A 26,562-nucleotide genomic window follows, 5' to 3' on the forward strand; every position below is an offset into this window, starting at 1 on the left:
GTCAGGCGTTAGCGGATCGGCAGCGACCGTTAAGGGAACGCCAGCGGCGGCCGACACCATGGATGGTGCGTGAGCAGGAACCGCACAAACCGGAAGCCCATGGGGGTCGTCATGTCGCACCACATTCTCAACCGCCGTATCCGTAAGGCCGGTGCGGCCGCGCTGATCGCCGCCGCCTCGGCCGTCGCCCTCACCGCCTGCGGGAGCAATGACTCCTCGTCCGACGCCAAGGGGAGCTCCTCCTCCCACGCGTCGTCCTCCGCGAAGTCCTCGCAGTCGGACGCCTCGATCCACAGCCAGGCGGGCAACAAGACCGGCAAGCAGGCAACGGTCCTGGGCTCCAGCGCCAACAAGGCCCAGGCGGCCTCCGAATGCCAGCCGGGCACGCTGCGGGGGACCCTGGACTCCGCCGGCACCTCCCAGGCGGAGATGAACCACCGGGGCACCTTCCTGAAGGTGACGAACACCGGCGACGAGACCTGCGTGATCAGCGGCTACGCCGGGGTCGCCCTGGAGGGCGCCGGCCACACCGCCATCAAGACCACCGCCCGCCACGGCAGCACCTACTTCGCCACCGACCCGGGCACCCACCCGATCACCCTCGCCCCCGGCAAGAGCGCCTGGGCCGACCTGGTGTGGACCACCACCGGCGCCGGGACCGCCCACGCGAAGTACCTTCAGATCTCCCCGACGGGCAGCAACTCCCACAGCACGGTCGCCTTCAACCACGACCTCGACAACGGCACCCTCTCCCTGACCGCCTGGTCCTCCAAGCCGCCCATCAACGGCTGAACCCCCGAAAACCCGAAGGACCCCGGCCCGGACACTGTCCGGGCCGGGGTCCTTCGGGATCAGGGGAACAGGGGATCCGGGGATCAGCAACCGGGGCCGGTATCGGGGTTGGCACAGACGTTGACTCCCGCGCCGCCGTCGTTGGTGTGGTCACCGACGCCGCCCAGGAGCGCATCGTTCCCGGCCTCACCGAAGAGGGCGTCATCACCGTCGCCGCCCAAGAGGACGTCGTTCCCGTTCCCGCCTTCGATACGGTCATCGCCCGTATCACCCCGTAGCAGGTCGTGGCCCGTACCTCCGCACACCAGGTCGTTCCCGCCGGCGCCGCCAACGCCGATGGTGTCGATCACCGTATGGGTACCGGTGTCGATCACCGACACGCTGTCGCTGCCGGCGTTGGTGACGTAGGCATGAGCACCGTCCGGACTCACCGCCACCCCGGCCGGCCCCCTGCCGACACCGACCGTGGTCACCGCCCTGGTGGAGGTGTTGATCATCGACACGGTGTCGCTGCCGAGGTTGGCGACGAAGGCATAGCTGCCCGGCGGAACCGCCGCCACCGGTCCCGCCGGCACCGCGATCACCGTGACAGCCGCCATGGTCAGGGGCGCCAGCACCCCCGCTGACAAGAAGCATCACGCCACGTCACCCGACCGGATCAGCACGCCAGGTGGGGTGTTGACGTCCACGCGAGGCATCCGCTGAAACAAAGAACCCCAGCCCGGACAGTGTCCGGGCTGGGGTTCCAGTGGAGCCGCCTAAGGGAATCGAACCCTTGACCTACGCATTACGAGTGCGTCGCTCTGGCCGACTGAGCTAAGGCGGCATGCTGCGGAGCCAGATTGGCAGCAGCAGCGTCGCCAAGTCTACACAGTTTCGAGGGGTGCTCCGTACGGGGCCGGGTGGGGCCTGGGCTGGGGCGGGGCCGGTCAGTGGCAGCGGGTGTGGGGGGCGGGTGGGCGGCCGGTGAGGAGGTAGGTGTTGATCGCGTTGTCGATGCAGCCGCTGCCGCGGCCGTAGGCCGTATGGCCGTCGCCGTCGTAGGTGAGGAGGGTGGCGGAGGAGAGCTGGGTGGCGAGGGCGCGGGCCCAGGGGTAGGGGGTGGCGGGGTCGCGGGTGGTGCCGACGACGACGATGGGGGCGGCGCCCCTGGCGTGCAGGGGGTGGGCTGTGCCGGTCGGGCGGACGGGCCAGTAGGCGCAGTTCAGGGCCGCCCAGGCGAGGGCCTTGCCGAAGACGGGGGATGCCTTCCGGAAGTCGGGGATGGCCTTCCTGACCTCGGCGGGGGTGCGGAAGGCGGGTGGGAGGTCGAGGCAGTTGACGGCGGGGTTGGCGTACATGAGGTTGGCGTACGAGCCGTCGGCGTCGCGCTCGTAGTAGAGGTCGGCCAGGTTGAGCAGACCGCCGCCGTGGCCGCCCATCGCGGAGCGGAGGGCGGTGCGCAACTGGGGCCAGGCGGTCTCGTCGTACATGGCGGAGATCACGCCGATCGTGGCGAGCGGCTCGCCCAGGGCGCGGGACTCGCCGGTGCGGACCGGATGGGAGTCGAGGCGGGCGAAGAAGGCGCCGAGCCGGTCACGGGCGGTGGCCACGGAGCCGGTGCCGAGGGGGCAGCCGGTGCGGCGCACGCAGTCCTTGGCGAAGGCGGTGAAGGCGGTTTCGAAACCGGCGGTCTGGTCGCGGTTGATGCGCCGGGAGGACAGCGTCGGGTCGAGCGCGCCGTCGAGGACGAGACGGCCCACGCGGTGGGGGTAGAGGTCGGCGTAGGTCGCGCCGAGGAAGGTCCCGTAGGAGGCGCCGACGTACGTCAGCTTCCGGTCGCCCAGCGCGGCGCGCAGCACATCCATGTCGCGGGCCGCCTCGACCGTCGAGACATGGCCGAGGATCCGGCCGGAGCGGGTCGCGCAGCCGCGGGCGAACTTCTTGTAGGCCGCGACGAGGCGGTCGGTCTCACCGCGGCCGTCGGGCGTCTGGTCGGTCTGGGTGAAGCTGTCCATCTGCTTGTCGCTCAGACAGGTGATGGGCTCGCTCTCGGCCACACCGCGCGGGTCCATGGCCACCATGTCGTAACGGGTACGCACCCGGGCCGGATAGCCGACGGCCGCGAAGCTCTGTAGATAGCCGACCGCGGAGCCGCCGGGGCCGCCGGGGTTCACCAGGAGTGAGCCGAGGCGGCGGCCGGTGCCGGTGGCCTTCTTACGGGAGACCGCGAGCCTCAGGTCCCGGCCGGTGCCGGGTCTCGCGTAGTCGAGCGGGGCCTTGAGCGTGGCGCATTCGAAGTCCGCGCCGCCGCCGCACGGACGCCAGCTCAGCGTCTGCTCGTAGTACGGCTTGAGGGCGGCGGGGACGGCCTTCTTCGACAGCGACGCGGCGCGCGGCGCGGAGGCGTCGGCCGAGCAGCCGGAGGACAGCAGGGCGGCGGCCGTAAGGGCGGCACCGAGGGTCCGGAGCGGGCGGCTGCTGTGGCGGGTGTGCATGGGCTGATCCCTCGGTTCGCGGTCGAGTCGCGGGATCGCGCCGGCCGGATCGCATGGATCACCCTGTACTGGTTCCTACGGGATGGCACCGGTTCGCCCCCTTACGGAGAGTATCCACCCGGACACGCTCCATGCGTCCAGCGACAAACCCGTACGAGTGACTCAGCCCGCCCGCAGCGCCATGGTCATCGCCTCGACCGCCAGCAGCGGCGCCACATTGCTGTCCAGCGCCCGACGGCACGCCGTGATCGCCTCTATCCGGCGCAGCGTCCGCTCGGGCTTCGAACCCGACGCGATCCGCTCCACCGCGTCCCGTACGTCGGTGTTGGCGAGCGCCACCTGGGAGCCGAGCTGGAGGGCCAGCACATCGCGGTAGAAGGCGGTCAGATCGGTGAGCGCGAGGTCGAGGCTGTCGCGCTGGGTGCGGGTGGCGCGGCGCTTCTGGCGGTCCTGGAGGTCCTTCATGGCCCCCGCCGTGCCGCGCGGCAGCCGCCCGCCCGTACCGGCGGCGGCGCCCAGGGCGGCGCGCAGCTCCTCGGTCTCCTTGACGTCGACCTCCTCCGCCACCTGCTTGGCGTCCTCGGCCGCCGCGTCGATCAGCTCCTGGGCCGCCGTGAGGCAGCCACCCACGTCGTCGACGCGCAGCGGGAGCTTCAGGACGGCGGCGCGGCGGGCGCGGGCCCGCTCGTCGGTCGCCAGACGGCGGGCGCGGCCGATATGACCCTGGGTGGCGCGGGCGGCGGAGGCGGCGAGCTCGGGGGCGATGCCGTCGCGCCGGACGAGGATGTCCGCCACCGCGTCCACCGGGGGCGTACGGAGGGTGAGGAGACGGCAGCGGGAGCGGATCGTGGGCAGCACGTCCTCCAGCGAGGGCGCGCACAGCAGCCATACGGTGCGCGGCGCGGGCTCCTCGACGGCCTTGAGGAGCACATTGCCCGCGCCCTCGGTAAGGCGGTCGGCGTCCTCCATGACGATCACCTGCCACCGGCCTCCGGCGGGCGAGAGCTGAGCCCGGCGGACGAGCTCACGGGTCTCCTTGACGCCGATGGTGAGCATGTCCGTACGGACCACCTCCACATCGGCGTGGGTGCCGATCAGGGCGGTGTGACAGCCGTCGCAGAAGCCGCAGCCGGGGGCGCCGCCAAGGGCCCGGTCCGGGCTGACGCACTGGAGCGCGGCGGCGAAGGCGCGGGCAGCGGTGGCCCGGCCGGAGCCGGGCGGGCCGGTGAACAGCCAGGCGTGGGTCATCTTGGACGACGCCATGGGCTCCCCCACGGGGCCGTCGGCCGCCTTCCCGGCCGCCGTGACCAGGGCGTCCGCATCCCGCGCGGCAGCCGACAGCTGGGCCGCCACGCGGTCCTGCCCGACCAGGTCGTCCCACACCGCCATGGCTGCCTCCGCCGCTCGTCCCTACGGCACCCCATTGTGGTCCACCCCACCGACACCCGAACGCGTCACCCACCGCTGACGCCATCCGGTCGGCGGGCCTGCGACGGTCACCCGCCGTGGGCGCCCTGACTCCGCCGTCCCGGCCCCCGCGGGAGCTCCGCCCCAGACCCCGTTCCGGGGGCTCCGCCCCCGAATCCCCGCCGGAGCTCCGCCCCTGGACCCCGCTCCTCAAACGCCGGAGGGGCTGGAGGGTGCCGCTCCGCACCGTCAGCGGCGGCGGCCGTCCTCGTCGTCGCGGGGGCCGAGCAGTTCGTCGGCCAGGGACGGGAGGTCGTCCAGGGGGGTCTCCTCGGCCCACTCGGGGCGGCGGCGCCGGCGCGGCGGTTCCGCCTCGCCCTGCGCCTGACCCTGGTCATAGCCCTGGCCCTGCCCGTACTGCGGCATCTCACGCGTGCGCTCATTGCCCTGTCCGGACTCCTGGCCCTGCCCCTGACCCTCGTCCGGGCGGAACAGCCACGGCGGGACCCGGTCCGCCGGGTCGGCGGACCGCTCGTCCCGTACGGGCGGCAGGACGGCCGTCTCGTCGGCCGCGTTCGTGGGCGGCTCGGCGGGCGGCTGGGGCAGGACGGTCGTCTCCTCGGCGTCCGGGCCGCCCCGGCGCTCCGGGCCGTCCTGGGGCCGTACGGGCGGGAGCACAGCGGTCTCGTCGGCGTCCGGGCCGCTCTGGGGCGGTACGGGCGGCGCGGGAGGCACGGCTGGCAGCACCGCGGTCTCATCGGCCGCCGCAGACCCGGTGCCGGGACGCCGGCCGGAGTCGCCAGACTCGCCGCCGTGCCCCGCCCGGGGGTCGAACCTCGGCGTCTGGACCGTCTCCGTCGTATCCGGGTGCGGGTGCGGGTCGTCCGCGCCGGAGCCCGCCGCGCCCCGGGCGCCGCCGGTGCCGCGCGGGCCGTCCTCGTCCTCGGGCGGCGGGGCCGGGGCCTCGGTCTCCACGGTCGGCGCGTCCGCCCCGGAGGACGCCGCGTCCGCCGCCAGGCGTGCCTGCTCCGCCCGCAGCAGCGCCTCCTCGGCCTTGCGCTGCTCCTCCTGGCGGCGCGCCTCGGCCTCGGCCCGGCGCAGCGCGTCCGCCTCCGCCTGGAGACGGCGCCGCTCCTCCTCGGCGGCGCGGGCACGGTCCTCGGCCTCGATGCGCTTGCGGTCCTCCTCGGCCCTGCGGCGCGCGTCCTCGGCCCGCTGCCGGGCCGCCTCCGCCTGCCGCTCGGCCTCGCGCTGGCGGGCCTCCTCCAGCTCGCGCCGCTTGCGCTCCTCCTCCTCGGCGCGGGCCTTGGCGAGCGCCTCCTGGCGCTCGCGCTCCAGCCGCTCCTCCTCGGCCTTACGGGCGGCCTCTTCCTCGGCGCGCCGGCGGGCCTCCTCCTCGGCGGCCTTACGGGCCTCCTCCTGGGCCTTCACCTCCGCCTCGGACAGCGGCAGCATCTGGTCCAGGCGGTGGCGCACCACGGAGGTGACCGCCTCCGGCAGCTGCCCGGCGTCGACGACGATGTAGCGGGCCGGGTCGGCGGCGGCGAGGGCCAGGAATCCGGCCCGTACGCGCTGGTGGAACTCGGCGGGCTCGGACTCCAGCCGGTCCGGGGCCTCGGTGAAGCGTTCGCGCGCGGTCTCCGGCGAGACGTCCAGCAGCACCGTCAGGTGCGGCACCAGGCCGTTCGTCGCCCAGCGCGAGATGCGGGCGATCTCGGTCGCGGCCAGGTCGCGCCCCGCGCCCTGGTAGGCGACGGAGGAGTCGATGTATCGGTCGGAGATGACGACCGCGCCGCGCTCCAGAGCGGGGCGGACGACGGTGTCGACGTGCTCGGCGCGGTCCGCCGCGTACAGCAGCGCCTCGGCGCGGTGCGAGATCCCGGCGGACGAGACGTCGAGCAGGATCGAGCGCAGCCGCTTGCCGATCGCGGTGGCGCCCGGCTCACGGGTCACCACGACCTCGTGCCCCTTGGCCCTGATCCACTCGGCCAGCGCCTCCACCTGCGTGGACTTGCCCGAGCCATCGCCACCCTCGACGACGATGAAGAAGCCGGTGGCGGCCGGGCCCTCGTCCGCGCCGCCCCCACCGAGCAGCGCCTCGCGCAGATCGCGACGCAGCGGCACGCCCTGCCGGTCGTCGGTCCGGCCGAGGACCAGCGCGGCGACGGGCAGCAGCAGCGCGCCCACCAGCATCAGGGTGAAGGCCGCGCCGCCGTGGGCGAAGACGAAGTCGCCGCTGCCGAGCCGGTGCGGTCCGATGACGGCGGCGAGCAGCGGCGCGGCGACCGCGCCGAGCCCGACGCCGACGCGGACGACGGCCTGTACATGCTCGGTCATCCGGGGCCGACGGGTCTCCTCGGACTCCTGGTCCAGCAGGGAGTGGCCGGTGTGGGCGGCGACGCCCGCCGACACGCCCGCGATCAGGGCGATCAGCACGACGGTGGTGGTGTCGTGCACCAGGCCCGCCGTGAGCAGCGCGAGCCCGGTCAGCGCGACCGTCAGCGCCAGCAGCCGGCGCCGCGACAGACCCGGGAGGACCTTGGGGGCCCAGCGGATGCCCATCGCCGGGCCGCCGGTCAGGACGAGGACGAGCAGGGCGAAGCCGACCGGTCCGCCGCCGAGGTCCATGGCCTGTAGCGGGGCGACGCCCACGGCCGCGGCGATCGCGCCCGCCACTCCGGCGCAGGCGAGCACCAGCAGCGGAACGGCTCCGGTGCGGCCCTTGTCGGCGCCGCTCCCGGAGGCGGCGCGGGGGCGGCGCAGCCCCTCCAGGGGAGAGCGGGTGCGGCTGGTCTGCGCGCCGGGCAGTTCGATGAAGGCGAGGATCGAGATCGACGCGGCGAAGAGCCCGGCGCCGACATACGAGCCGAGGGCGGCCTGGTGGGTGTGGAACCACTCCACGCCGGTGCCCAGCAGCCTGCCGATGAGGGTGACGACGAGCAGCACGGCGGCCGCGATCGGCAGCGTCAGGAAGTTCGTACGGAGCGAGAGCCGGCGCAGCGCGTCCAGGTGGTCGGGCAGCGGCCGCACCGCGGCGCCCTCGGCGGGCGGCGCCGGGAGCAGCGAGGGGGCCGCGCCGTCCTTGGCGACGGTCCAGAAGCGCTCCGCGACGCCGACGACGAAGGTGGTGATGAGCAGCCAGGCGACGGCGTCGGCCGGGGTCCAGTCGATCCACAGCGGTGCGATGAGGAGCAGCACCAGCCGCAGACCGTCCGCGCCGACCATGGTCCAGCGGCGGTCCAGCGGCCCGGAGGGGCCGATCAGCGCGGCGAGCGGCCCGAGGAGCACCGCGCCGAACAGCACGGTCGCGAAGAGCCGTACGCCCAGCACCACCGCCACCGCGAAGGCCGCGCCGCGATACCCGCCGCCGAAGGAGTCGGCGGCGACCGACGCCTGGAGCGTCAGCAGCACCAGCACCAGCACGGCGAGCACGTCCCCGGCACCGCCGACGAGTTGAGCGCTCCACAGCCGTCTCAGCGGCTGATAGCGCAGCAGGGCTCGTACGGCCCGCTCGCGGGAGTCCGCGGCAAGGGCACCGGAAGTGGCGGTCACGTCCGTTGGCTGCTCTCGCGTCATCCCGCCAGCCTATCCGGATCACATGAATCCACGGCCCCCCGGCCGAACAAACGGGCGGTGAGCCGTGGACGGCGTGCGGATTGCTCCGCCTTCCTCCGCTTTCCCGCCCGCCGCTCGGCCGGCTACTCGGCGTTGGCCGACGACCTCTCGGCCGCCGTCTTCTTGGCGGCGGTCTTCGCGGTCGTCTTCTTGGCGGCCGTCTTCTTCGCGGTCGTCTTCGTCGCCGCGGTCTTCTTTGCGGCCGTCTTCTTCGCCGCCGTCTTCTTGGCCGCGGTCTTCTTGGCCGCGGTCTTCTTCGCCGCCGCCTTCTTGGCGGTCTTCTTCGCCGGGCCCTTGGCGCGCTTCTCGGCGAGCAGCTCGAAGCCGCGCTCGGGCGTGATGGTCTCCACGTCGTCGTCGCGGCGCAGCGTCGCGTTGGTCTCGCCGTCCGTGACGTACGGACCGAAGCGCCCGTCCTTGACCACCACGGGCCGCTCGCTGACCGGGTCGGTGCCCAGCTCCTTCAGCGGTGGCTTGGCCGCGGCCCGGCCACGCTGCTTGGGCTGGGCGTAGATCGCCAGCGCCTGCTCGAGCGTGATGGTGAAGAGCTGCTCCTCGGTCTCGAGCGACCGCGAGTCCGTGCCCTTCTTCAGGTACGGGCCGTAGCGGCCGTTCTGCGCGGTGATCTCCACGCCCTCGGGGTCGGCGCCGACCACACGCGGCAGCGACATCAGCTTGAGCGCGTCCTCCAGGGTCACCGTGTCCAGGGACATCGACTTCAGCAGGGAGGCCGTGCGCGGCTTGATGGCGTTCTTACCGCTCTTGGGGGTGTCCTCGGGGAGCACCTCGGTGACGTACGGGCCGTAGCGGCCGTCCTTGGCGACGATCATGCGACCGGTCTCGGGGTCGGGACCCAGCTCGAACTCACCGCTCGGCTTGGCGAGCAGCTCCTCCGCGAGCTCCACGGTCAGCTCGTCCGGCGGCAGGTCGTCGGGGACGTCGGCGCGCTGGCCGGTGCCACCCTCGACCTCCGTCGGCCGCTCGACGTACGGCCCGTAGCGGCCGACGCGCAGCACGATGCCGTCGCCCACGGGGAAGGACGAGATCTCCCGGGCGTCGATCGCGCCCAGGTCGGTGACCAGCTCCTTGAGGCCGCCGAGGTGGTCGCCGTCGCCGTTCCCGGCCTCGGCGGCGCCGGCCTGCGCGCCCTCGCCGAAGTAGAAGCGCTTCAGCCACGGCACGGCCTCGGCCTCGCCGCGCGCGATGCGGTCGAGGTCGTCCTCCATCTTGGCGGTGAAGTCGTAGTCGACCAGCCGGCCGAAGTGCTTCTCCAGCAGGTTGACCACGGCGAAGCTCAGGAAGGAGGGCACGAGCGCGGTGCCCTTCTTGAAGACATAGCCGCGGTCGAGGATGGTGCCCAGGATCGTGGCGTAGGTCGACGGGCGGCCGATCTCGCGCTCTTCCAGCTCCTTGACCAGCGACGCCTCGGTGTAGCGGGCCGGGGGCTTGGTCGCGTGGCCGTCGGCGGTGATCTCCTCGGCGGTGAGCCGGTCGCCCTCGGCGACCTGCGGCAGCCGGCGCTCGCGGTCGTCGAGCTCGGCGTTCGGGTCGTCGGCGCCCTCCACATAGGCCTTCATGAAGCCGTGGAAGGTGATCGTCTTACCGGAGGCGGAGAACTCGGCGTCCCGGCCGTCGCTCGCCCGCCCGCCGATCTTGACGGTGACCGAGTTGCCGATCGCGTCCTTCATCTGGGAGGCGACGGTCCGCTTCCAGATCAGCTCATAGAGCCGGAACTGGTCGCCGGTGAGGCCGGTCTCCGCCGGGGTGCGGAAACGGTCTCCCGAGGGGCGGATGGCCTCGTGCGCCTCCTGGGCGTTCTTGACCTTGCCCGCGTAGGTGCGCGGCTTGTCGGGCAGGTAGTCGGCCCCGTACAGCTGGGTGACCTGCGCCCGGGCCGCCGCCACCGCCGTGTCCGACAGGACGGTGGAGTCCGTACGCATATAGGTGATGTAGCCGTTTTCGTACAGCTTCTGCGCGACCTGCATGGTGGCCTTGGCGCCGAAGCCCAGCTTGCGGCTGGCCTCCTGCTGGAGGGTCGTCGTGCGGAACGGCGCGTACGGCGAGCGGCGGTACGGCTTGGACTCGACCGAGCGCACCGTGAAGGCGGTGTCGGCAAGGGCCGTGGCCAGCGAGCGGGCGCCCGCCTCGTCCAGGTGGAGGACGTTGAGGCCGTCCTTGAGCTGCCCGAGCGAGGTGAAATCGCGCCCCTGGGCGACCCGGAGGCCGTCGACGCCCGTAAGGCGGGCACCGAAGGTGCCGGGGTCGCTGACGTCACCGGCCCGGCCGGTGGCGAAGGTGCCGGTGAGGTCCCAGTACTCGGCGGAGCGGAAGGCGATGCGATCGCGTTCGCGCTCGACGACGAGACGGGTGGCTACCGACTGGACCCGGCCCGCCGACAGGCCGCGCATGACCTTCTTCCACAGGACCGGCGAGACCTCGTAGCCGTAGAGGCGGTCGAGGATGCGGCGGGTCTCCTGGGCGTCGACGAGGCGCTGGTTCAGCTCGCGCGGGTTGGCCACGGCGGCCCGGATGGCGTCCTTGGTGATCTCGTGGAAGACCATCCGGCGCACCGGGACCTTGGGCTTGAGGACCTCCTGGAGGTGCCAGGCGATCGCCTCGCCCTCACGGTCCTCATCGGTGGCCAGGAAGAGCTCGTCGGAGTCGGCGAGCAGTTCCTTGAGCTTCTTGACCTGGCTCTTCTTGTCAGCGTTGACCACATAGACGGGCTGGAAGTCGTGCTCGACGTCCACGCCGAGCCGCCGGACCTCGCCGGTGTACTTGTCCGGGACCTCGGCCGCACCGTTCGGCAGGTCCCGGATGTGCCCGACGCTGGCCTCGACCACGTAGCCCGGGCCGAGGTAGCCCTTGATCGTCTTCGCCTTGGCAGGCGACTCGACGATGACGAGTCGGCGGCCGCCTTGTGCGGTCTCGCTGGTGGTCGGGGACAACTTGGCTCTTCTCTCCGGTCGACTCTCGGTGAACGGGCAGTGCCGTGCAGGTAACGCTCACGGCCTCCCTCTGCGGTGACGCTGCGGAGTGTGACGGTACATCCCGCCCCCGTGTCAAACGGAAAAAGCCCGCAACGCCACTCGAACGGTAACCCGACAACCGTCCTGTCTGCCGCCCGGACCGGCACGAGGCAGCGTGGAAGGCCCTGTCAGGCGTAACCCAGGCACCAGATTCCGCCGCCGAGCGCGGCGATGCCGAAGAAGAGGGAGAGCACCGCGGAAGCGACAGGACTCACACCGTGCGCGACGGGCACACGCTGCCTCAGGCGCGCCGCCGCCCACAGCAGCAGCGCGGCGCCGAACAACACGAATGCCGTTCCGGCGAAGATCGCAGGTCCGCTCTCCATGGCGGGAGCGTGGCACGGGCGCGAGGCGTGCGCGCGAACCCCGGGTGAACAGCGCGCGTCGCCCCGCCGGGCTCCGTCCGAGCCCGCCCCGGGGTGGCCCCTTCGGCACCCCCGGCGGCAGCTTCCTGCCATACGGGGGCGCGAAGCAGAGGGCTGTACCACCGGCGCACGCCCCCAGCGCACGTAGCGACGCGTTGCTCGTCGTGCCTTGTCGTGCCTTGTCGTGGCGTCTCTTGTCGTGTCTTGGCGTGGCCGTCCCTATGCCGTCATGGCATCCCTATGCCGTCGTCGCCGACCGGCCACAGAAAGCCCTGCTCGACCAGGAGCCGGATGGACTCGGGAGTGCGGTCGCGCAGCACCACCGGGTCCTCCCCGAGCAGCTGGGCGATGGCGTCCAGGATCCGGCCGGCGCTGAGTGTGCCGTCGCACACACCCGCGAAGCCCGCCCCGACCGTGTCCACCTTCGTCGCGCGCCGCATCCCCCGGTGCTGCCTGAGCACCACATGCTCGGGGTCCTCGGCCCCGGGCGGGCCCACCTGCTCCTGGACGACCTCGTCGGCGAGCCGGAAGTGGGCGGTCAGCAGCGCCGCGTCGTCATGCGTGCGCAGGAAGTCCTGCCGGTCGAAGTGGGCCATGACCTCGGCCCCCAGCGGCTGCTCGACCGGATGGGACCACTCCTCCACGGCCACCGAGGGCCGGTCGGCGCCGGACTTGCGCAGGGTGATCCAGCCGAAGCCGACGGCCGTGGTCTTCCGCGCCTCGAACTCGTCCAGCCACGCGTCGTAGCGCGCCGCGTACGCCTCGGGACCGGCCAGGTGCTCACCGGCGTCGCGCAGCCACAGCTCGGCGTACTGGGTGACGTCCTGCACCTCGCGCTGCACGATCCACGCGTCACAGCCGGGCGGGACCCAGGAGGCCAGCCGCTCGCGCCAGTCCTCCCCCTCGACGTGCTGCCAGTTCGCCAGCAGCTGACACCAGCCGCCGTCGGCGAGGTGCCCGGCGGACCGCTGGACGAGGGTGCGGCACAGATCGTCCCCGGCCATCCCGCCCTCCCGGTAGACCAGCTCGCTGCCCTCCGGGGAGCGCGGGGAGATCACAAAGGGCGGGTTGGAGACGATCAGGTCGTACGTCTCGTCCCGGACCGGCTCGAACAGCGACCCCTCCCGCAGATCCGGCTCCGGCGCCCCGGACAGGGCGAGGGTCAGCCGGGCGATGGCCAGGGCGCGCGGATTGCGGTCCGTGGCGGTCACGCGGGTGGCGTGGCGGCCCGCGTGCAGCGCCTGGATGCCGGAACCGGTGCCGAGGTCGAGGACGCGGTCCACGGGCGCGGGCACGGTCAGACCGGCGAGCGTGGTGGACGCGCCGCCGACACCCAGGACGAGCCGGGAGCGGTCCTCACGGTCGCGCGCGCCGCCCGGGCCACCGATCCCCGCCGCGCCGCCGACCGCGCAGCCCAGGTCGGAGACGATCCACCAGTCCTGGCCCTCGGGCCCGCCGTAAGGCCGCACGTCCACGCTCGCGCGCACCTCGTCGCCGTCGCGCACCAGCCAGCCGTCGGCGAGGCAGTCCTCGGCGGGGAGGGCCGCGGCCGCCCGCCCGTACGCCACCGGGCGCTGGAGCAGGAAGAGCCGCACCAGGGTTTCCAGCGGGCCGCTCCCGGCCCGGGTGGCGCGCAGTGCCGGGACGGTCTCCCCGCGCGCCAGGGCCGTGTAGGCGGACGGGCCGAACAGGTCCAGCAGACCGTCGGCGGTGAAGGAGGCGGCCGACAGCGCCTCGCGCAGGCGGGCGGTGCGCTCGGGGTCGGCGGTGGGGAGGCGGAACGAGGGCTGGTGCGTACTCACGCCCCCATTGTCGGGGCAATCACCGACAGCGGGCGACGGCAGTCGGCATCGGGACGACATCGCCCGCGCCGACCGCGGTGACGGGCCGACAAAGGGCGCGCCAGGGGGCGGCGTTGGCCCCCTGGCGGCGGAACTCCGGGACGGTCCACGTAAGGACTACGGGGACCGCCCGGAAGGACCACGAGGGCTACGGGGCTACGCGGGCCGACGGGGACCGCCCAGGACCGGCTAGGACTGCGTCGTGGCGCCGCCGGCCGTCTTCGGCTTCTGGCAGCCGGGCTGCTTGGCCATCGCCGAGCCGACCTTGCCCTCCTGGAGCTTCTGTAGGGCCTGGTCACCCGACTTGCTGAGCTTGTCGAGCTCATCGGCGACGCCCGCGAGTCCCTGGGCGAACTTGGACTTGTCCGAGGTGTCCAGCTTGTCGATGGCCGACTTCAGCTTCGTGTACGACCCCGAGGTGGCGTTGAGCTCCTTGACCGCCTGCTTCTGGGTCTTGTCGCCGCTGTCCACGGGCGGCGGGCCCGCCTTGTTCACGGCCTTGGCGAGTGCCCCGTAGGACTCGGAGATCTCCTGGAACGCCTTGGAGTCGGTCTGCTGGAGCTTCTTGGAGTCCTGCTCGTCGGCCGCGCCCTGGATCGCGGTGTTGGCGCCCTGGATCTTCTTCAGCTGAGGCTGCACCTCGTCACAGACCGACTTGGCCCAGTCGTTGACCTTCTTGTCGTCGTCGCCGCCCCCGCAGCCGGTCAGCGCCAGTACGAGTGCCGCACCGCCGGACAGTGCAGCCACAAGCTTCTTGTTCACCGGATTGGTCCCTTCCATGGCTCTCGGCCCCGGAACATACACGTCCATCCGGCGAAGCCCACCGGGAGAGCGTCCCGTATGAATACCCTTAGGAGCATTTGCACCACGCTCATTGTGGACATGGCCTCATCGAGCGGATGGCGCATCGCGGGCAGGGGAGCGGGCGGACGATGTGCCGTCGCACACCGCCCGCCCGCATGTCGCGGGGGCCTTCCCGGCCCCCTGGCCCCCTCGTGGGCTAGGACACCACCGCCGCGTCGGCTGACTTCGCCACGTGCTCGGAGTTGTCTTCGTCACCTACGGCGATTCCGCGCCGCTTGGAGATGTAGACGGCGGTCACGATGATCACGACGGCGGTCACCGCGACGACCGCGCGCAGCCCCGGGCTGGCGTTGTCCCCGTAGGAGAACTTGACCACCGCGGGGGCGATCAGCAGCGCCACCAGGTTCATCACCTTCAGCAGCGGGTTGATCGCGGGACCGGCGGTGTCCTTGAAGGGATCGCCGACCGTGTCGCCGATCACCGTCGCGGCATGGGCCTCGCTCCCCTTGCCGCCGTGGTGACCGTCCTCGACCAGCTTCTTGGCGTTGTCCCAGGCGCCGCCGGAGTTGGCGAGGAAGACGGCCATCAGCGTGCCGGTGCCGATCGCGCCCGCCAGGAACGAGCCGAGCGCGCCGACCCCGAAGGTGAAGCCGACGGCGATCGGCGCCATGACGGCGAGCAGACCCGGTGTGGCCAGCTCGCGCAGCGCGTCCTTGGTGCAGATGTCGACGACCCGGCCGTACTCGGGCTTCTCGGTGTAGTTCATGATCCCGGGCTTCTCGCGGAACTGCCGCCGCACCTCGAAGACCACCGCACCGGCCGAACGCGACACCGCGTTGATCGCCAACCCGGAGAAGAGGAAGACGACGGCGGCGCCGAGGACGAGGCCCACGAGGTTGTTGGGCTGCGAGATGTCCAGGTTCAGATTCATCTCTCCGGCCACGGAGGTGTGCACGTCGCTCACCGCCTCGGCGATGGCGTCGCGGTACGAGCCGAAGAGCGCGGCCGCCGCGAGCACCGCCGTGGCGATGGCGATGCCCTTGGTGATCGCCTTGGTGGTGTTGCCGACCGCGTCCAGGTCGGTGAGCACCTGCGCGCCCGCGCCCTCGACATCGCCGGACATCTCGGCGATGCCCTGGGCGTTGTCGGAGACCGGGCCGAAGGTGTCCATGGCGACGATCACACCGACCGTGGTGAGCAGACCGGTACCGGCGAGCGCCACGGCGAACAGCGCCAGCATGATCGAACTGCCGCCGAGCAGGAAGGCGCCGTAGACGCTCAGCCCGATCAGCACCGCCGAGTAGACGGCGGACTCCAGACCCAGCGAGATACCGGAGAGCACCACGGTGGCCGGGCCGGTCAGCGAGGTCTTGCCGACGTCCCGCACCGGGCGCCGGGTGGTCTCGGTGAAGTAGCCCGTGAGCTGCTGGATGAGCGCGGCCAGCACGATGCCGACGGCGACCGCGACGAGCGCGAGCACCCGCGGATCACCGCTGTGGCCGAGGATCTCGCGGTTGGTGACACCGTCGAGGTCCGCGTAGCTGGACGGCAGATAGGCGAAGACCGCGATCGCCACCAGCGCCATCGAGATCACGGCGGAGATGAAGAAGCCCCGGTTGATGGCGCTCATCCCGCTGCGGTCGGCGCGGCGCGGAGCCACGGCGAAGATCCCGATCATGGCGGTGACCACGCCGATGGCCGGGACGAGCAGTGGGAAGGCCAGCCCGGAGTCGCCGAAGGCCGCCTTGCCGAGGATCAGCGCGGCCACCAGGGTGACGGCGTACGACTCGAAGAGGTCGGCGGCCATACCGGCGCAGTCCCCGACGTTGTCGCCAACGTTGTCCGCGATGGTCGCGGCGTTGCGCGGATCGTCCTCGGGGATGCCCTTCTCGACCTTGCCGACGAGGTCGGCGCCGACGTCGGCGGCCTTGGTGAAGATGCCGCCGCCGACCCTCATGAACATCGCGATCAGCGCGGCGCCGAGCCCGAAGCCCTCCAGCACCTTGGGCGCGTCGGCCGCGTAGACCAGCACCACGCAGGAGGCGCCCAGCAGTCCGAGGCCCACGGTGAACATTCCCACCACACCGCCGGTACGGAATGCGATCTTCATTGCCTTGTGCGAGACGGCCGTGAGATCCACGCTCGGCTTACCGGGCGCGGAAGCGGCCGAATCGCCATTGACGGGTGTGGTGGGGGGCTCGGGGGTGGCTTCACGGGCGGCGGCGGCGACGCGCACATTGCTGCGCACCGCGAGCCACATCCCGATATAGCCGGTCGCCGCCGAGAATGCCGCACCGATCAGAAAGAACACCGAACGCCCGATGCGCTGCGCCCAGTCGTCCGCCGGCAACAGCATGAGCAGGAAGAACACCACCACGGCGAATCCACCGAGGGTGCGCAGCTGCCGGGCCAGATAGGCATTGGCGCCTTCCTGAACGGCTTCGGCGATCTTCTTCATACTGTCCGTGCCCTCGCCGGCCGCGAGGACTTGTCGTACCAGCACCACCGCGACCGCGAGCGCCGCGATCGCGACGGCGGCGATCACCAGCACGATCACACGGTTGTCGTCGGTCAGCTCTGCGGCGGCCAGGGTTGGGGTGAGGTCCAGCTGATGAGGGGTGAGAGGCCCCGCCATTCGTCCTCCTTGACGTTTGGCACATGGGCGCGCAGCAGTTCTGCGACCGCAGAAGAGCCGCCGCGCTCAGGCGTCCTGAGCTCGAGATGTGGACGGATTGTAGGGAGCGTCACACGATCAAAACAGGGCGCCGGAAAGGGAATTCCCCCGCACCAGCGAAGATCAATAGGTTTGGCGGTACGAATTCCTTCGGAAGAAGGAAGGTCGACAATTCGATGACGGATGTAAAGTGATCGCCATAAATGATCTATATGGACGATCTCAATGGCGATCTTGCGACGATCGCGTGGCACTGAGAAAAGCGCTGTTCAGAGCGTACGCCCGAGATCGAAAAAGCGCGCGCCGAGAGATGCGCCGTGGGGCGCGCCGGGGCGCGCCGGGACGGCGCCGCCGAGCGGGCGCGGGCACGCCGACAGCCGGACCGGCGATCTTGAAACGGCCGGTCCGGTGGTCCGGAAGATCGGGCGAGGGATGACGGGCGAATGACCCCGCGAGGGGCCCGATTCAGCGGTCAGGACGAGTCCAGGCCGACACCGGGGCCCCGGGGCGAGGCGAGAGGCCCGGCCCGCCGGGGCAGGGCCCGAACCGGCGAGAACAGGCCCCGGTCCGACGACACGGCCCGATCCGACGACACGGCCCGATCCGACGACACGGGACGGTCCGGCGACATGGCCCGAAACCGGTACGGGCGGAACCCGGATCGGTGGGCCAGGCCCGCCGAAGGTCTTGGCTCGGGCTAGGACACCAGAGGCTGGGGCGCGGTCGGCCAGCTCATCCGGATCACTCCACCGGTCTCGCTGGTCGTCACCTCGACATCGTCGACGAGCCCGCTGATGACGGCGAGACCCATCTCGTCCTCGCCCTCGGCCTCGTCGTCCGCCTCCGGGTGGGAGCCGGGCGCCAGGGCGGCCGAGGTCGGGGATTCGTCACCGACCTCGATGGAGAACTTCTTCTCCTCCTCGGTCAGGATCACCCGCACCGGTGCCTCCACCCCATTGCTCAGGTGGAGCCCGACCGCGCGTGTGCAGGCCTCACCGACCGCGAGCCGCACCTCGTCGAGCACGGCCTCATCCACCCCCGCCCGGCGCGCCACGGCCGCCGCGACAAGACGAGCGGTCCTGACGTGCTCGGGCAGCGCGCTGAAGCGGAGTTCGACGGTGGCCATGCCATCCCCCTCGGGCGTATGGGCGTGCGTATGGGGAGGGCCGGGCGAGCGCCGCCCGGAACCCCCTTCTGTGTCTTCCTTCGGCGATCTTGTCAGTCGGTCGCCGCGACAGCGTCCTCGACCGAGGTGTGAATCGGGAACACCTTGGTCAGGCCGGTGATGCGGAAGATCTTCAGAATGCGCTCCTGGTTGCAGACCAGGCGCAGCGAGCCCTCGTGGGCCCGCACTCGCTTGAGCCCGCCGACGAGCACGCCGAGTCCGGTGGAGTCGAGAAAGTCGACGCCCTCCATGTCGACGACCAGGTGGTAGTTGCCGTCGTTGACAAGCTCGACCAGCTGCTCGCGCAGCTTGGGCGCGGTGTATACATCAATCTCGCCACCGACCTCGACGACCGTGCGGTCATCGACGGTCCGAGTCGACAGGGACAGGTCCACGGATCCTCCAGCACCTTGCATCGAGCGGTCGCCCCCCATGGATCGGCAGCCGCGATGGCATTCAATCACTTACCAGCAGGCGTGCACGACGCCTTGAGACCATTGTCCGTCAGACCAGTGACACACTCGGTGTCGATGGCCGACAACCAAATCCCGCGGCAGGCGGGCATACGCCCCTCACCCCGGGCCGTCCTCGGCCGGTTGAGCACGGGGGCGAGCCGGAGCACGCGCATCACTCATACGGAGCACTTGCCCCCGCGCCCGGGAACCCATGCCGACTGGCCCTCGGCGATCCGGCCGGAGGTGATCAACGCCATTCGCGCGGTCGGCATCGATCGCCCCTGGGTCCACCAGGCGCGCACGGCCGAACACGCGCTGCGCGGCGAATCGGTGGTCGTGGCCACCGGAACTGCCTCCGGCAAGTCCCTCGCCTATCTGGCCCCTGTCCTCAGCACCCTGCTGGACGGCTCGGAGGAGCCCAGCGGCCGGGGGACGACCGCCCTGTACCTCTCCCCCACCAAGGCGCTGGCCGCCGATCAGCGGCGCGCGGTGGCCGACCTCACCGCCCCGCTGGGCACCGGCATCCGGGCAGCGGTCTACGACGGCGACACGCCCGTCGAGGAGCGCGAGTGGGTGCGGCAGTACGCGAACTACGTACTCACCAACCCCGACATGCTCCACCGGGGCATCCTGCCCGGCCACCCCAGATGGTCCTCCTTCCTGCGCGCGCTGCGCTATGTGGTGATCGACGAGTGCCACACCTACCGGGGTGTCTTCGGCTCCCATGTGGCCCAGGTGCTGCGCAGGCTGCGCCGCGTCTGCGCCCGCTACGGCTCCTCGCCCGTGTTCCTGCTCGCCTCGGCCACCGCCTCCGATCCGGCGGTCGCCGCGGGCCGGCTGACCGGCGTGCCCGTGGTGGAGATCACCGAGGACGGCTCGCCCTGCGGCGAGGTCGTCTTCGCCCTCTGGGAGCCGCCACTGACCGAGCTCCACGGCGAGCAGGGCGCCCCGGTGCGGCGCACGGCCACGGCCGAGTCCGCGGACCTGCTCACCGACCTGGCCGTCCAGGGCGTCCGTACGGTCACCTTCGTACGCTCCCGGCGGGGCGCGGAGCTCATCGCGCTCATCGCCCAGGAGCGGCTCGCGGAGGTGGACCGCTCGCTGCCGAACCGGATCGCCGCCTATCGGGGCGGCTATCTCCCCGAGGAGCGCCGCGCCCTGGAGAAGGCCCTGCACTCCGGTGAGCTGCTGGGGCTCGCCGCGACCACCGCCCTGGAGCTGGGGATGGACATCGCCGGGCTGGACGCCGTGGTCGTGGCGGGCTATCCCGGCACCCGCGCCTCCCTGTGGCAGCAGGCGGGGCGGGCCGGGCGCACCGGCGAAGGGGCCCTCGCGATCCTGGTCGCCCGGGACGACCCGCTGGACACCTATCTCGTCCATCACCCGGACGCCCTCTTCCGGCAGCCGGTGGAGTCCACCGTCCTGGACCCGGACAACCCTTATGTCCTCGCACCGCATCTGTGCGCCGCCGCGGCCGAGCTTCCGCTCACCGAGCCCGACCTGGAGCTCTTCGGGCCCGCCACGGAGGAGCTGATGCCGCAGCTGGAGCAGCGCAAGCTGCTGCGCCGCCGGGCGAAGGCCTGGCACTGGACCCGCCGTGAGCGCGCCGCCGACCTCACCGACATCCGCGGGGCGGGTGGCAGCCCGGTCCAGGTCGTGGAGGCGGCCACCGGGCGGCTGCTGGGCACCGTGGACGCCGCGGCGGCCCACACCACCGTCCACGAGGGCGCCGTCCACCTCCACCAGGGCCGGAGCTATCTCGTCAAACAGCTCGACCTCGACGACTCGGTCGCCCTGGTGGAGGAGGCCACTCCGCCCTACTCGACCACGGCCCGCGACACCACGGCGATCTCCATCCTGGAGACCACCACCGAGATCCCCTGGGGGGACGCGCGGCTGTGCTTCGGCTCCGTCGAGGTCACCAACCAGGTGGTCTCCTTCCTGCGCCGCAAGCTGATCACCGGCGAGGTCCTCGGCGAGTCCAAGCTGGACCTTCCGCCGCGCACCCTGCGCACCCGGGCGGTGTGGTGGACGGTGACCGACGACCAGCTCGAGGAGGCCCGGGTGCACCCCCAGGCCCTCGGCGGCGCCCTGCACGCCGCCGAGCACGCCTCGATCGGCATCCTGCCGCTCTTCGCCACCTGTGACCGCTGGGACATCGGTGGGGTGTCCATCCCGCTGCACCCCGACACGCTGCTGCCCACCGTCTTCGTCTACGACGGGCATCCGGGTGGCGCGGGCTTCGCCGAGCGCGCCTTCCACACGGCCGCCCGCTGGCTGGCGGCCACCCGTGAGGCGATCGCCGTGTGCGAGTGCGAGGCGGGATGCCCGTCCTGCATCCAGTCGCCCAAGTGCGGGAACGGCAACGACCCGCTGGACAAGAAGGCCGCCATCCGCCTGCTGACCACCCTGCTCGCCGGCGCCCCGGAGCAACCGCCGACCACCGAGTGAGCGTTCCCCGCCGCCCGGTGGGGACGGCGATCCGGTGACCGGAGCGCCCGCGGGCCCCGCCCGCGCCCGGACGCGGAGGGCGAAGGGGCCGGTGCGCACCTCGGCCGTGAGATCCGCGATCTCACCGCTCAGGGCACACCGCACCACGTGCGCCCCCTGCGCGGAGGCCACCCGCCGGGCGAGACCGCACGCCGTACGAGCCCCCTCCAGGCCGTGGTCCGCCGCCGCGAGCGCCGCCAGATCGGCGGCTCCGCCAGCCCGATGGCGCGCCACCATGGCCTGCCCGGCCGCCAGCACGGCCGCGAACACCACGCACAGCGCCGTCGCGGCCAGCGCGGTCCAGACCGTGGCCGACCCCCGGTCGTCCGCCCACCTCACCGGGCCGCCTCCCGGGCTCACGGAACTGTCTACCAGGCTCACGGGAACGCCTCCCGAGCTCACGGAACAGCCTCCCGGCCTCACCGGACCGCCTCCCGAGCTCACGGAACAGCCTCCCGGGCCGTACCGACCGCGCCGGGCTCGCCGCCCCCGCTCATCGCGTCATCCGCGCCCACCGAGTCCTCGGCGAGCGCGGCGGCCTCGCCGCGCAGATTCACCGCCAGCGGGCCGGGACCGACGGCGTGGGTACGGACCCGCACCCGCACCAGGTCCCCCTCCCGCCATAGCTCGACTCGAGCCCCATCGGGCGCGGCCGAGCGGGCGGCGGCCATCGCGTCCGCCTCCGGCTCCGAACGCGCCGCCGCCCTCGCCCCGGCTCTGGCCGCGTCCACGCACTGAAGCTGCGCGGACGCGGCCATCAGCCCCCAGATCAGCGTCAGGGCGAACAGCGCCAGCACCGGCAGCGCGACGGCCGCCTCCGCCGTTACGTAGCCGCTGTCCCGCGCAGGGCCCCGGGCCCCCAGGACGCCCGTCCTGGGCACGCTCCGGGCCCTCGGGACGCCGCTACGGGCTCTCCGGACGCCACCGGCCCTCGGGACGCCACCGGCCCTCGGGACGCCCCGCGCGCCGCTCCTGGCGCGCGAGCCCGTCCGCTCCCCCGCCCCCGGCGACTCAGAACTGCGCATCGAGCGCCCGTCCGATGACCGACTGAAGTGCACTGCTGACGGCCCCGCTGGTCACCACCTTGTAGAGCACCGCGGCGAAACCGCATGCCGCGATCGTTCCCATCGCGTACTCGGCGGTGGTCATGCCCGCCTCGGCCTTCGCCCGCGCCGCCGCGTACCGCCGTACCCACCACTGCTTCACCATGTCGGCCCCCCTTGACCTGTCCGCGGCGTCACCGACCGCGGTGTCGTCGTTCGTCGTGCTGTTGTCGTTCGTCGTGCTGTTGTCGTGCAGCTGCCGCTCGAGCGGCTGTCGGGGTCCCCGCCCGTGCTCAGGGGCCGTCGCCCATCAGGCCGCGGGCCAGCCCGATCATCACCGGGGCCAGACCGACCAGCAGGAACGCGGGGAGGAAGCAGCCCGCGAGCGGCGCGTTGACCAGCACACCGGTGCGGTCGGCCCTGCGCATCGCCTCCCGCCCCTGCTCGGCCCGGCATTCGGCCGCCAGCCGGGATACCTGCTCCACCGCCGGAGCGCCCGTTGTCCCGGCGCGCTCCAGAGCGCGCGCCAGCCCCTGTGCTCCGGGCAGGGCGCTGACACGCCCCCACGCGTGGGCCGGTTCGCCGCCCAGCCGCAGCTCCGCCGCGGTCTGGGCGAGCCGCTCACCGACCGGGCCGCCGAGCGAGCCTCCCACCGCCTCCGCCGCCCTCCGCGGGCCCGCTCCGGCCGCCAGGCAGGCCGTCAGCAGATCGGCGGCCAGCGGGATCTGACGCGCGGCGAGGGCCTCGAGGTGCCGGTCAGAGCCGGACCGCCCGGCCGTGGCCCGGCGGTGCCGCTGCCACCGCCAGAGGCCGCAGGCCGCGGCGAGACCCAGCACCCACCCCGGCGGCCCTCCGACGAGGACGACGGCGATCGTCAGCGCGCCGCCCGGCGCGGCCCAGGCGGGCAGAGCGCCCGCGCCGGCCCCGGCGCGCCACCGCCGCCACGGCCGGGCCTTCTGCGGCCGCCCGTGCTCCGCACCCGGAAGCAGCGCCATCAGCCGTCGTCGGGCGCATCGCTCCCGACGGGCCTCGACCATCGCCATCACCGTGCACAGGGCCGCCGCCAGGAAGGACAGCGAAATCCCCAGGCTGTGGACAACCTCGGCGCTCATCGGCCACCCCGGCGATCCACTGGACCTCGGCGCAGGTGCGGATCCCCTCGCCGCCGCCCCGGCTCACGCGCCGCCCGCACCATCCGACCGGTCCAGACCAGGCCCGCCCACTCCAGCAGGCCGCCCAGCAGCAGACAGCTCAGCCCGGCCGGGGTGTGCAGCAGCACATGCAGCGGATCGGAGCCCATCAGGCCGCCCAGCACCAGCCCGACCATGGGCAGCACGGCCAGCCCGAGGGCGGTGGCCTTGGCTCCCGCCAGCTTGGCGTCCAGGCTCTCCCGCTGGTCCCGCTCGGCACGCAGCGCCGCCGCCACCCGATCGAGACCCGCCGCCAGCCCCGCGCCCTCGTCGACCGCCACCTGCCAGCAGGCGGCGACCCCGATCAGCCCCTCGGCGCCCGGCAACCGGGCGACTCTCCGCAGGGCGTCCGGCACATCCCCGCCGAACCGCGCCGCGGCCGTCACCAGCCCCCAACGCTCCCTCAGATGACCAGGGTCCACCGCCAGCAGCGCCTCACCGGGATGCCGCCCGGCCCGCAACTCGCCCGCCACGGTGGCACAGAGCTGGATCACCCCGGCGGCGCGGCGCACACGGTCCCGCTCGCACCGCCGGGACCGCAGCCAGCGGCCGACGACCGGAGTGGCCAGCACCGCCCCGAGCAGCGGCAGGAGGGACGCGCCCAGCAGCGCGATCACACATCCGACCGGCAGGCACAGCAGCTCACGCCCCATCCGCCCGCCGTACTTGACCCGCCAGCGCTCCCGCAGCCAGACGGCGGTCTCGGACAGCGGCCGCACCGGGTCGGCTCCCGCGGGCTCGACGGGTCCGCCGCCGGCCAACAGCAGCCTGGCCCGGCGCAGCTCCCGGTCCCGCCCGGTGAGCAGCCATAAGGCCGCCCCCACGCACAGCGTCACGGCGCAGAGCGTCAGCGCCCCCGGGTCCGCTCCCGCGCCCGTCATGCCGCGCCTCCGCCCCGTGCGCACAGCCGCTGGAGCCGCTGCCAGCCCGCCGCCCGCTCGAAGCCCTCGGGGCCCCAGACGGCCGCGGGGACGGTCGTGACGAGGCCCGCCCGGTCCCGGTCCAGCACATGCAGTTCGGCGATCCTGCGCCGCCCGGCGCGGTCGCGCACCAGATGGACCACGACCGACAGCGCCGCCGCCAACTGGCTGTGCAGCGCGGCCCGGTCCAGGCCGGCGGTCGAACCGAGCGCCTCCAGCCGCGCGGGCACGTCGGCCGCCGTATTGGCGTGGACAGTGCCACAGCCGCCCTCATGGCCGGTGTTCAGGGCCCCCAGGAGGTCGGTGACCTCGGCGCCTCTCACCTCGCCGACCACCAGCCGGTCGGGACGCATGCGCAGGGCTTGCCGCACCAGGTCCCGCAGGGTGACCTGACCCCGGCCCTCCTGGTTGGCGGGGCGGGTCTCCAGCCGGACCACATGCGGATGGTCGGGCCGCAGCTCGGCCGAATCCTCGGCGAGGACGATCCGCTCCCGCGGCCCGACCAGCCCGAGCAGGGTGCTCAGCAGCGTTGTCTTGCCCGAGCCCGTGCCGCCGCTGATCAGGTAGGACAGCCGGGCGTCCAGCATGGCCCGCAGCAGCCGCACGCCGTCCGGCGGCACCGTCCCGGCCGCTTCCAGCTCCGCGAGGGAGAACGCCCGGGGGCGCACCACCCGCAGCGAGAGGCAGGTCGAGCCGACTGCGACCGGAGGGAGCACCGCATGCAGCCGGGTCCCGTCCGGCAGCCGGGCGTCCACCCATGGCCGGGCGTCGTCCAGCCGCCGCCCGGCCACCGCGGCGAGCCGCTGCGCGAGTCTGCGCACGGCGGCCGCGTCCACGAAGGTGACGGCCGTGCGCTCCAGCCCCGAGCCGCGGTCCACCCACACCTCGTCGGGGGCTGTGACCAGGACGTCCGTGACATCGCGGGCGGCCAGCAGCGGCTCCAGGGGGCCGGAGCCGACCAGCTCCGAGCGCAGCGCCTCCACAACCCCGAGCACCTCGGTGTCGCCGAGCAGCCGACCCTCCTCGCGCAGGGCAGACGCCACCCGCGCGGGCGTGGGCTCCGCTCCGCTCCCGGCCAGCCGCAGCCGCACCGCGTCCAGCAGATCCGGCGATACGGTGCTCATGCGGTGGCACCTCCCTCGTCGGCGAGGGCACGCGCCCAGAACTCGGCGCAGAACCGGCCGAGCGGGCCGCGGGGGCTGCCGCCCGGGGGCTCCCCGCCCTCGAACGCATCCGCCAGACCCGGCTCCGGTGGCAGCTGACCGGCCAGCGGCAGCCCGAGCAGCTCCGCGATCTCCTCGTCGCCGAGCTCCGGCCCGCACGGGCCCCGTACCACCGCGCGCAGATCCCTCAGCACCATGCCCACCGTGGACGCCACCCGGTGGGCGGCCGCGACCGCTCGCAGCTCCGCCGGGACGACCAGCAGCCCGAGGTCGATCTGGGACAGCGCTTCGGCCGCCGCGTCGTCGACGCGGCGCGGCAGATCCACCACCACGACCCCGCCGCGCCGTCGGGCCGCGGCCAGCACCGCCCGCATCGCGGACGGCGGGATGACGACCGAATCGCCGCGGTCCCAGCTGAGCACTCGCAGCGCGTGCAGCTCCGGCAGCGACTCCTCCAGGGCGCTTCCGGCGACCCGCCCCCGCGATTCGGCGAAGGCGGGCCATCTCAGCCCCTGCGCGCCCTCGCCGCCGAGCAGCACATCGAGCCCGCCGCCCAGCGGATCGGCATCGATCAGCATGGTGCGCCGACCGGAGCGGGCCGCGGTGACCGCCAGGGCGCAGGCGAGGGTGGAGGCGCCCGCGCCGCCGCGGCCGCCGATCACCCCGACGGTCAGGGCCTGCCGCCCCACGCCTTCGGCAACATCGGCGATCCGGTCCACCAGCCAGGTCTCGGCGTCGGGCAGGAACGCCACATTGTCGGCGCCGAGCGCCACCGCCCGCCGCCAGATGCCGTGGTCGTCCAGATCGCGCCCGATGAGCAGCACCCCTTGTCTGCGGGCTCGGTCGGACAGCCGGGCGGCCGAGTCGTCACCGACCAGAATCAGCGGTGCGGCCTCCCAGCTGCCCCGGCGAGTGAGCGCGCCATGCGCCACTTCCGGTTCCGCTCCGGCCGCCGCGCACAACCGCAGCAGATCGTCGAGAAGCGCCTCGTCCTCGGTGACGATGAGCGGTCTGCTTCGCTGTCCTTCGGTCGCCGAAGGGCGTTCCGGTGTGATGGATGCAGTCACGATCCCCTCCCATATCCGTTACGCGCTCTCACTCCCGCGAACGGCGAGTGCGAGCAGCGCGGAGA

General features: G+C 72.9%; 19 protein-coding genes, 1 tRNA gene and 1 pseudogene. 2 read left to right on the forward strand and 19 right to left on the reverse strand.

The genetic code is table 11. The features are described from left to right. Nucleotides 1-111 precede the first annotated feature (111 nt). Nucleotides 112-792 carry a DUF4232 domain-containing protein gene (locus KHP12_RS25595; RefSeq protein WP_086886160.1) on the forward strand — a complete coding sequence of 227 codons (681 nt, stop codon included), beginning with the start codon at nt 112-114 and terminating at the stop codon, nt 790-792. Between the two features lie 83 nt (nt 793-875). On the opposite strand, the gene KHP12_RS52480 is transcribed toward KHP12_RS25595, so the two are convergent. The 12 genes from KHP12_RS52480 to bldG all read right to left on the reverse strand — a co-directional run bounded on the left by KHP12_RS52480 (nt 876) and on the right by bldG (nt 18,564). After that, nucleotides 876-1,391: a YncE family protein gene (locus KHP12_RS52480; protein ID WP_086886161.1), complete on the reverse strand. Its 516-nt coding sequence runs from the start codon at nt 1,389-1,391 to the stop codon at nt 876-878. 150 nt (nt 1,392-1,541) lie between these two features. Further along, a tRNA-Thr gene (locus KHP12_RS25605) sits at nt 1,542-1,618 on the reverse strand. Between the two features lie 103 nt (nt 1,619-1,721). Next, complete coding sequence (locus KHP12_RS25610) at nt 1,722-3,269, reverse strand: alpha/beta hydrolase (protein WP_210609482.1); 1,548 nt, start codon at nt 3,267-3,269, stop codon at nt 1,722-1,724. A 162-nt stretch (nt 3,270-3,431) separates the two neighbouring features. Next, complete coding sequence (locus tag KHP12_RS25615) at nt 3,432-4,658, reverse strand: DNA polymerase III subunit delta' (protein WP_211833826.1); 1,227 nt, start codon at nt 4,656-4,658, stop codon at nt 3,432-3,434. Nucleotides 4,659-4,925: 267 nt separating this feature from the next. Further along, nucleotides 4,926-8,252 carry a dTMP kinase gene (gene tmk, locus KHP12_RS25620; protein ID WP_086882140.1) on the reverse strand — a complete coding sequence of 1,109 codons (3,327 nt, stop codon included), beginning with the start codon at nt 8,250-8,252 and terminating at the stop codon, nt 4,926-4,928. 122 nt (nt 8,253-8,374) lie between these two features. Then, the gene (gene topA / locus KHP12_RS25625; RefSeq protein ID WP_086882141.1) at nt 8,375-11,239 is read right to left on the reverse strand and encodes a type I DNA topoisomerase; all 2,865 of its coding nucleotides are present in this window, start codon (nt 11,237-11,239) and stop codon (nt 8,375-8,377) included. Nucleotides 11,240-11,448: 209 nt separating this feature from the next. Beyond that, nucleotides 11,449-11,646: a hypothetical protein gene (locus KHP12_RS25630; RefSeq protein WP_086882142.1), complete on the reverse strand. Its 198-nt coding sequence runs from the start codon at nt 11,644-11,646 to the stop codon at nt 11,449-11,451. Between the two features lie 266 nt (nt 11,647-11,912). After that, nucleotides 11,913-13,487 (reverse strand): N5-glutamine methyltransferase family protein, encoded by a 1,575-nt coding sequence (locus KHP12_RS25635; protein WP_086882143.1) that lies wholly within the window; start codon nt 13,485-13,487, stop codon nt 11,913-11,915. Nucleotides 13,488-13,715: 228 nt separating this feature from the next. After that, the gene (locus KHP12_RS25640; protein ID WP_244202836.1) at nt 13,716-14,288 is read right to left on the reverse strand and encodes a small secreted protein; all 573 of its coding nucleotides are present in this window, start codon (nt 14,286-14,288) and stop codon (nt 13,716-13,718) included. A 238-nt stretch (nt 14,289-14,526) separates the two neighbouring features. Further along, nucleotides 14,527-16,965: a sodium-translocating pyrophosphatase gene (locus KHP12_RS25645; RefSeq protein WP_086882145.1), complete on the reverse strand. Its 2,439-nt coding sequence runs from the start codon at nt 16,963-16,965 to the stop codon at nt 14,527-14,529. Nucleotides 16,966-17,701: 736 nt separating this feature from the next. Next, complete coding sequence (locus KHP12_RS25650; RefSeq protein ID WP_037955352.1) at nt 17,702-18,130, reverse strand: ATP-binding protein; 429 nt, start codon at nt 18,128-18,130, stop codon at nt 17,702-17,704. Nucleotides 18,131-18,222: 92 nt separating this feature from the next. Continuing rightward, nucleotides 18,223-18,564: an anti-sigma factor antagonist BldG gene (gene bldG / locus KHP12_RS25655; RefSeq protein ID WP_014061729.1), complete on the reverse strand. Its 342-nt coding sequence runs from the start codon at nt 18,562-18,564 to the stop codon at nt 18,223-18,225. Nucleotides 18,565-18,618: 54 nt separating this feature from the next. On the opposite strand from bldG, the gene KHP12_RS25660 reads away from it, so the two are divergent. Further along, the gene (locus tag KHP12_RS25660) at nt 18,619-21,075 is read left to right on the forward strand and encodes a DEAD/DEAH box helicase (RefSeq protein ID WP_211833827.1); all 2,457 of its coding nucleotides are present in this window, start codon (nt 18,619-18,621) and stop codon (nt 21,073-21,075) included. A 111-nt stretch (nt 21,076-21,186) separates the two neighbouring features. Here KHP12_RS25660 and KHP12_RS52940 read toward each other — a convergent pair. The 7 genes and pseudogenes from KHP12_RS52940 to ssd form a co-directional block, all read right to left on the reverse strand. Continuing rightward, a pseudogene (locus KHP12_RS52940) lies at nt 21,187-21,558 on the reverse strand (Rv3654c family TadE-like protein); the annotation flags it as partial. After that, nucleotides 21,555-21,995 carry a TadE family type IV pilus minor pilin gene (locus KHP12_RS25670; protein WP_211833828.1) on the reverse strand — a complete coding sequence of 147 codons (441 nt, stop codon included), beginning with the start codon at nt 21,993-21,995 and terminating at the stop codon, nt 21,555-21,557. The pseudogene KHP12_RS52940 and the gene KHP12_RS25670, both read right to left, overlap by 4 nt. Before the next feature lie 130 nt (nt 21,996-22,125). Further along, entirely contained in the window at nt 22,126-22,323 is a 198-nt protein-coding gene (locus KHP12_RS25675; RefSeq protein ID WP_051573355.1) for a DUF4244 domain-containing protein, read from the reverse strand. 127 nt (nt 22,324-22,450) lie between these two features. Then, nucleotides 22,451-23,269, reverse strand: coding sequence for a type II secretion system F family protein (locus KHP12_RS25680; RefSeq protein ID WP_086882146.1), 819 nt, complete (start codon nt 23,267-23,269; stop codon nt 22,451-22,453). Next, nucleotides 23,266-24,228 carry a type II secretion system F family protein gene (locus KHP12_RS25685; protein WP_086882147.1) on the reverse strand — a complete coding sequence of 321 codons (963 nt, stop codon included), beginning with the start codon at nt 24,226-24,228 and terminating at the stop codon, nt 23,266-23,268. Before KHP12_RS25685 ends, KHP12_RS25680 begins: the two co-directional genes overlap by 4 nt. Further along, nucleotides 24,225-25,391 carry a TadA family conjugal transfer-associated ATPase gene (locus tag KHP12_RS25690; protein ID WP_086882148.1) on the reverse strand — a complete coding sequence of 389 codons (1,167 nt, stop codon included), beginning with the start codon at nt 25,389-25,391 and terminating at the stop codon, nt 24,225-24,227. Before KHP12_RS25690 ends, KHP12_RS25685 begins: the two co-directional genes overlap by 4 nt. Further along, nucleotides 25,388-26,497 (reverse strand): septum site-determining protein Ssd, encoded by a 1,110-nt coding sequence (gene ssd / locus KHP12_RS25695; protein ID WP_086882149.1) that lies wholly within the window; start codon nt 26,495-26,497, stop codon nt 25,388-25,390. The genes KHP12_RS25690 and ssd overlap by 4 nt, the downstream gene beginning before the upstream one ends. Between the last annotated feature and the right edge of the window lie 65 nt (nt 26,498-26,562).

The organism is Streptomyces asiaticus, from assembly GCF_018138715.1.
Lineage (GTDB): Bacteria > Actinomycetota > Actinomycetes > Streptomycetales > Streptomycetaceae > Streptomyces > Streptomyces asiaticus.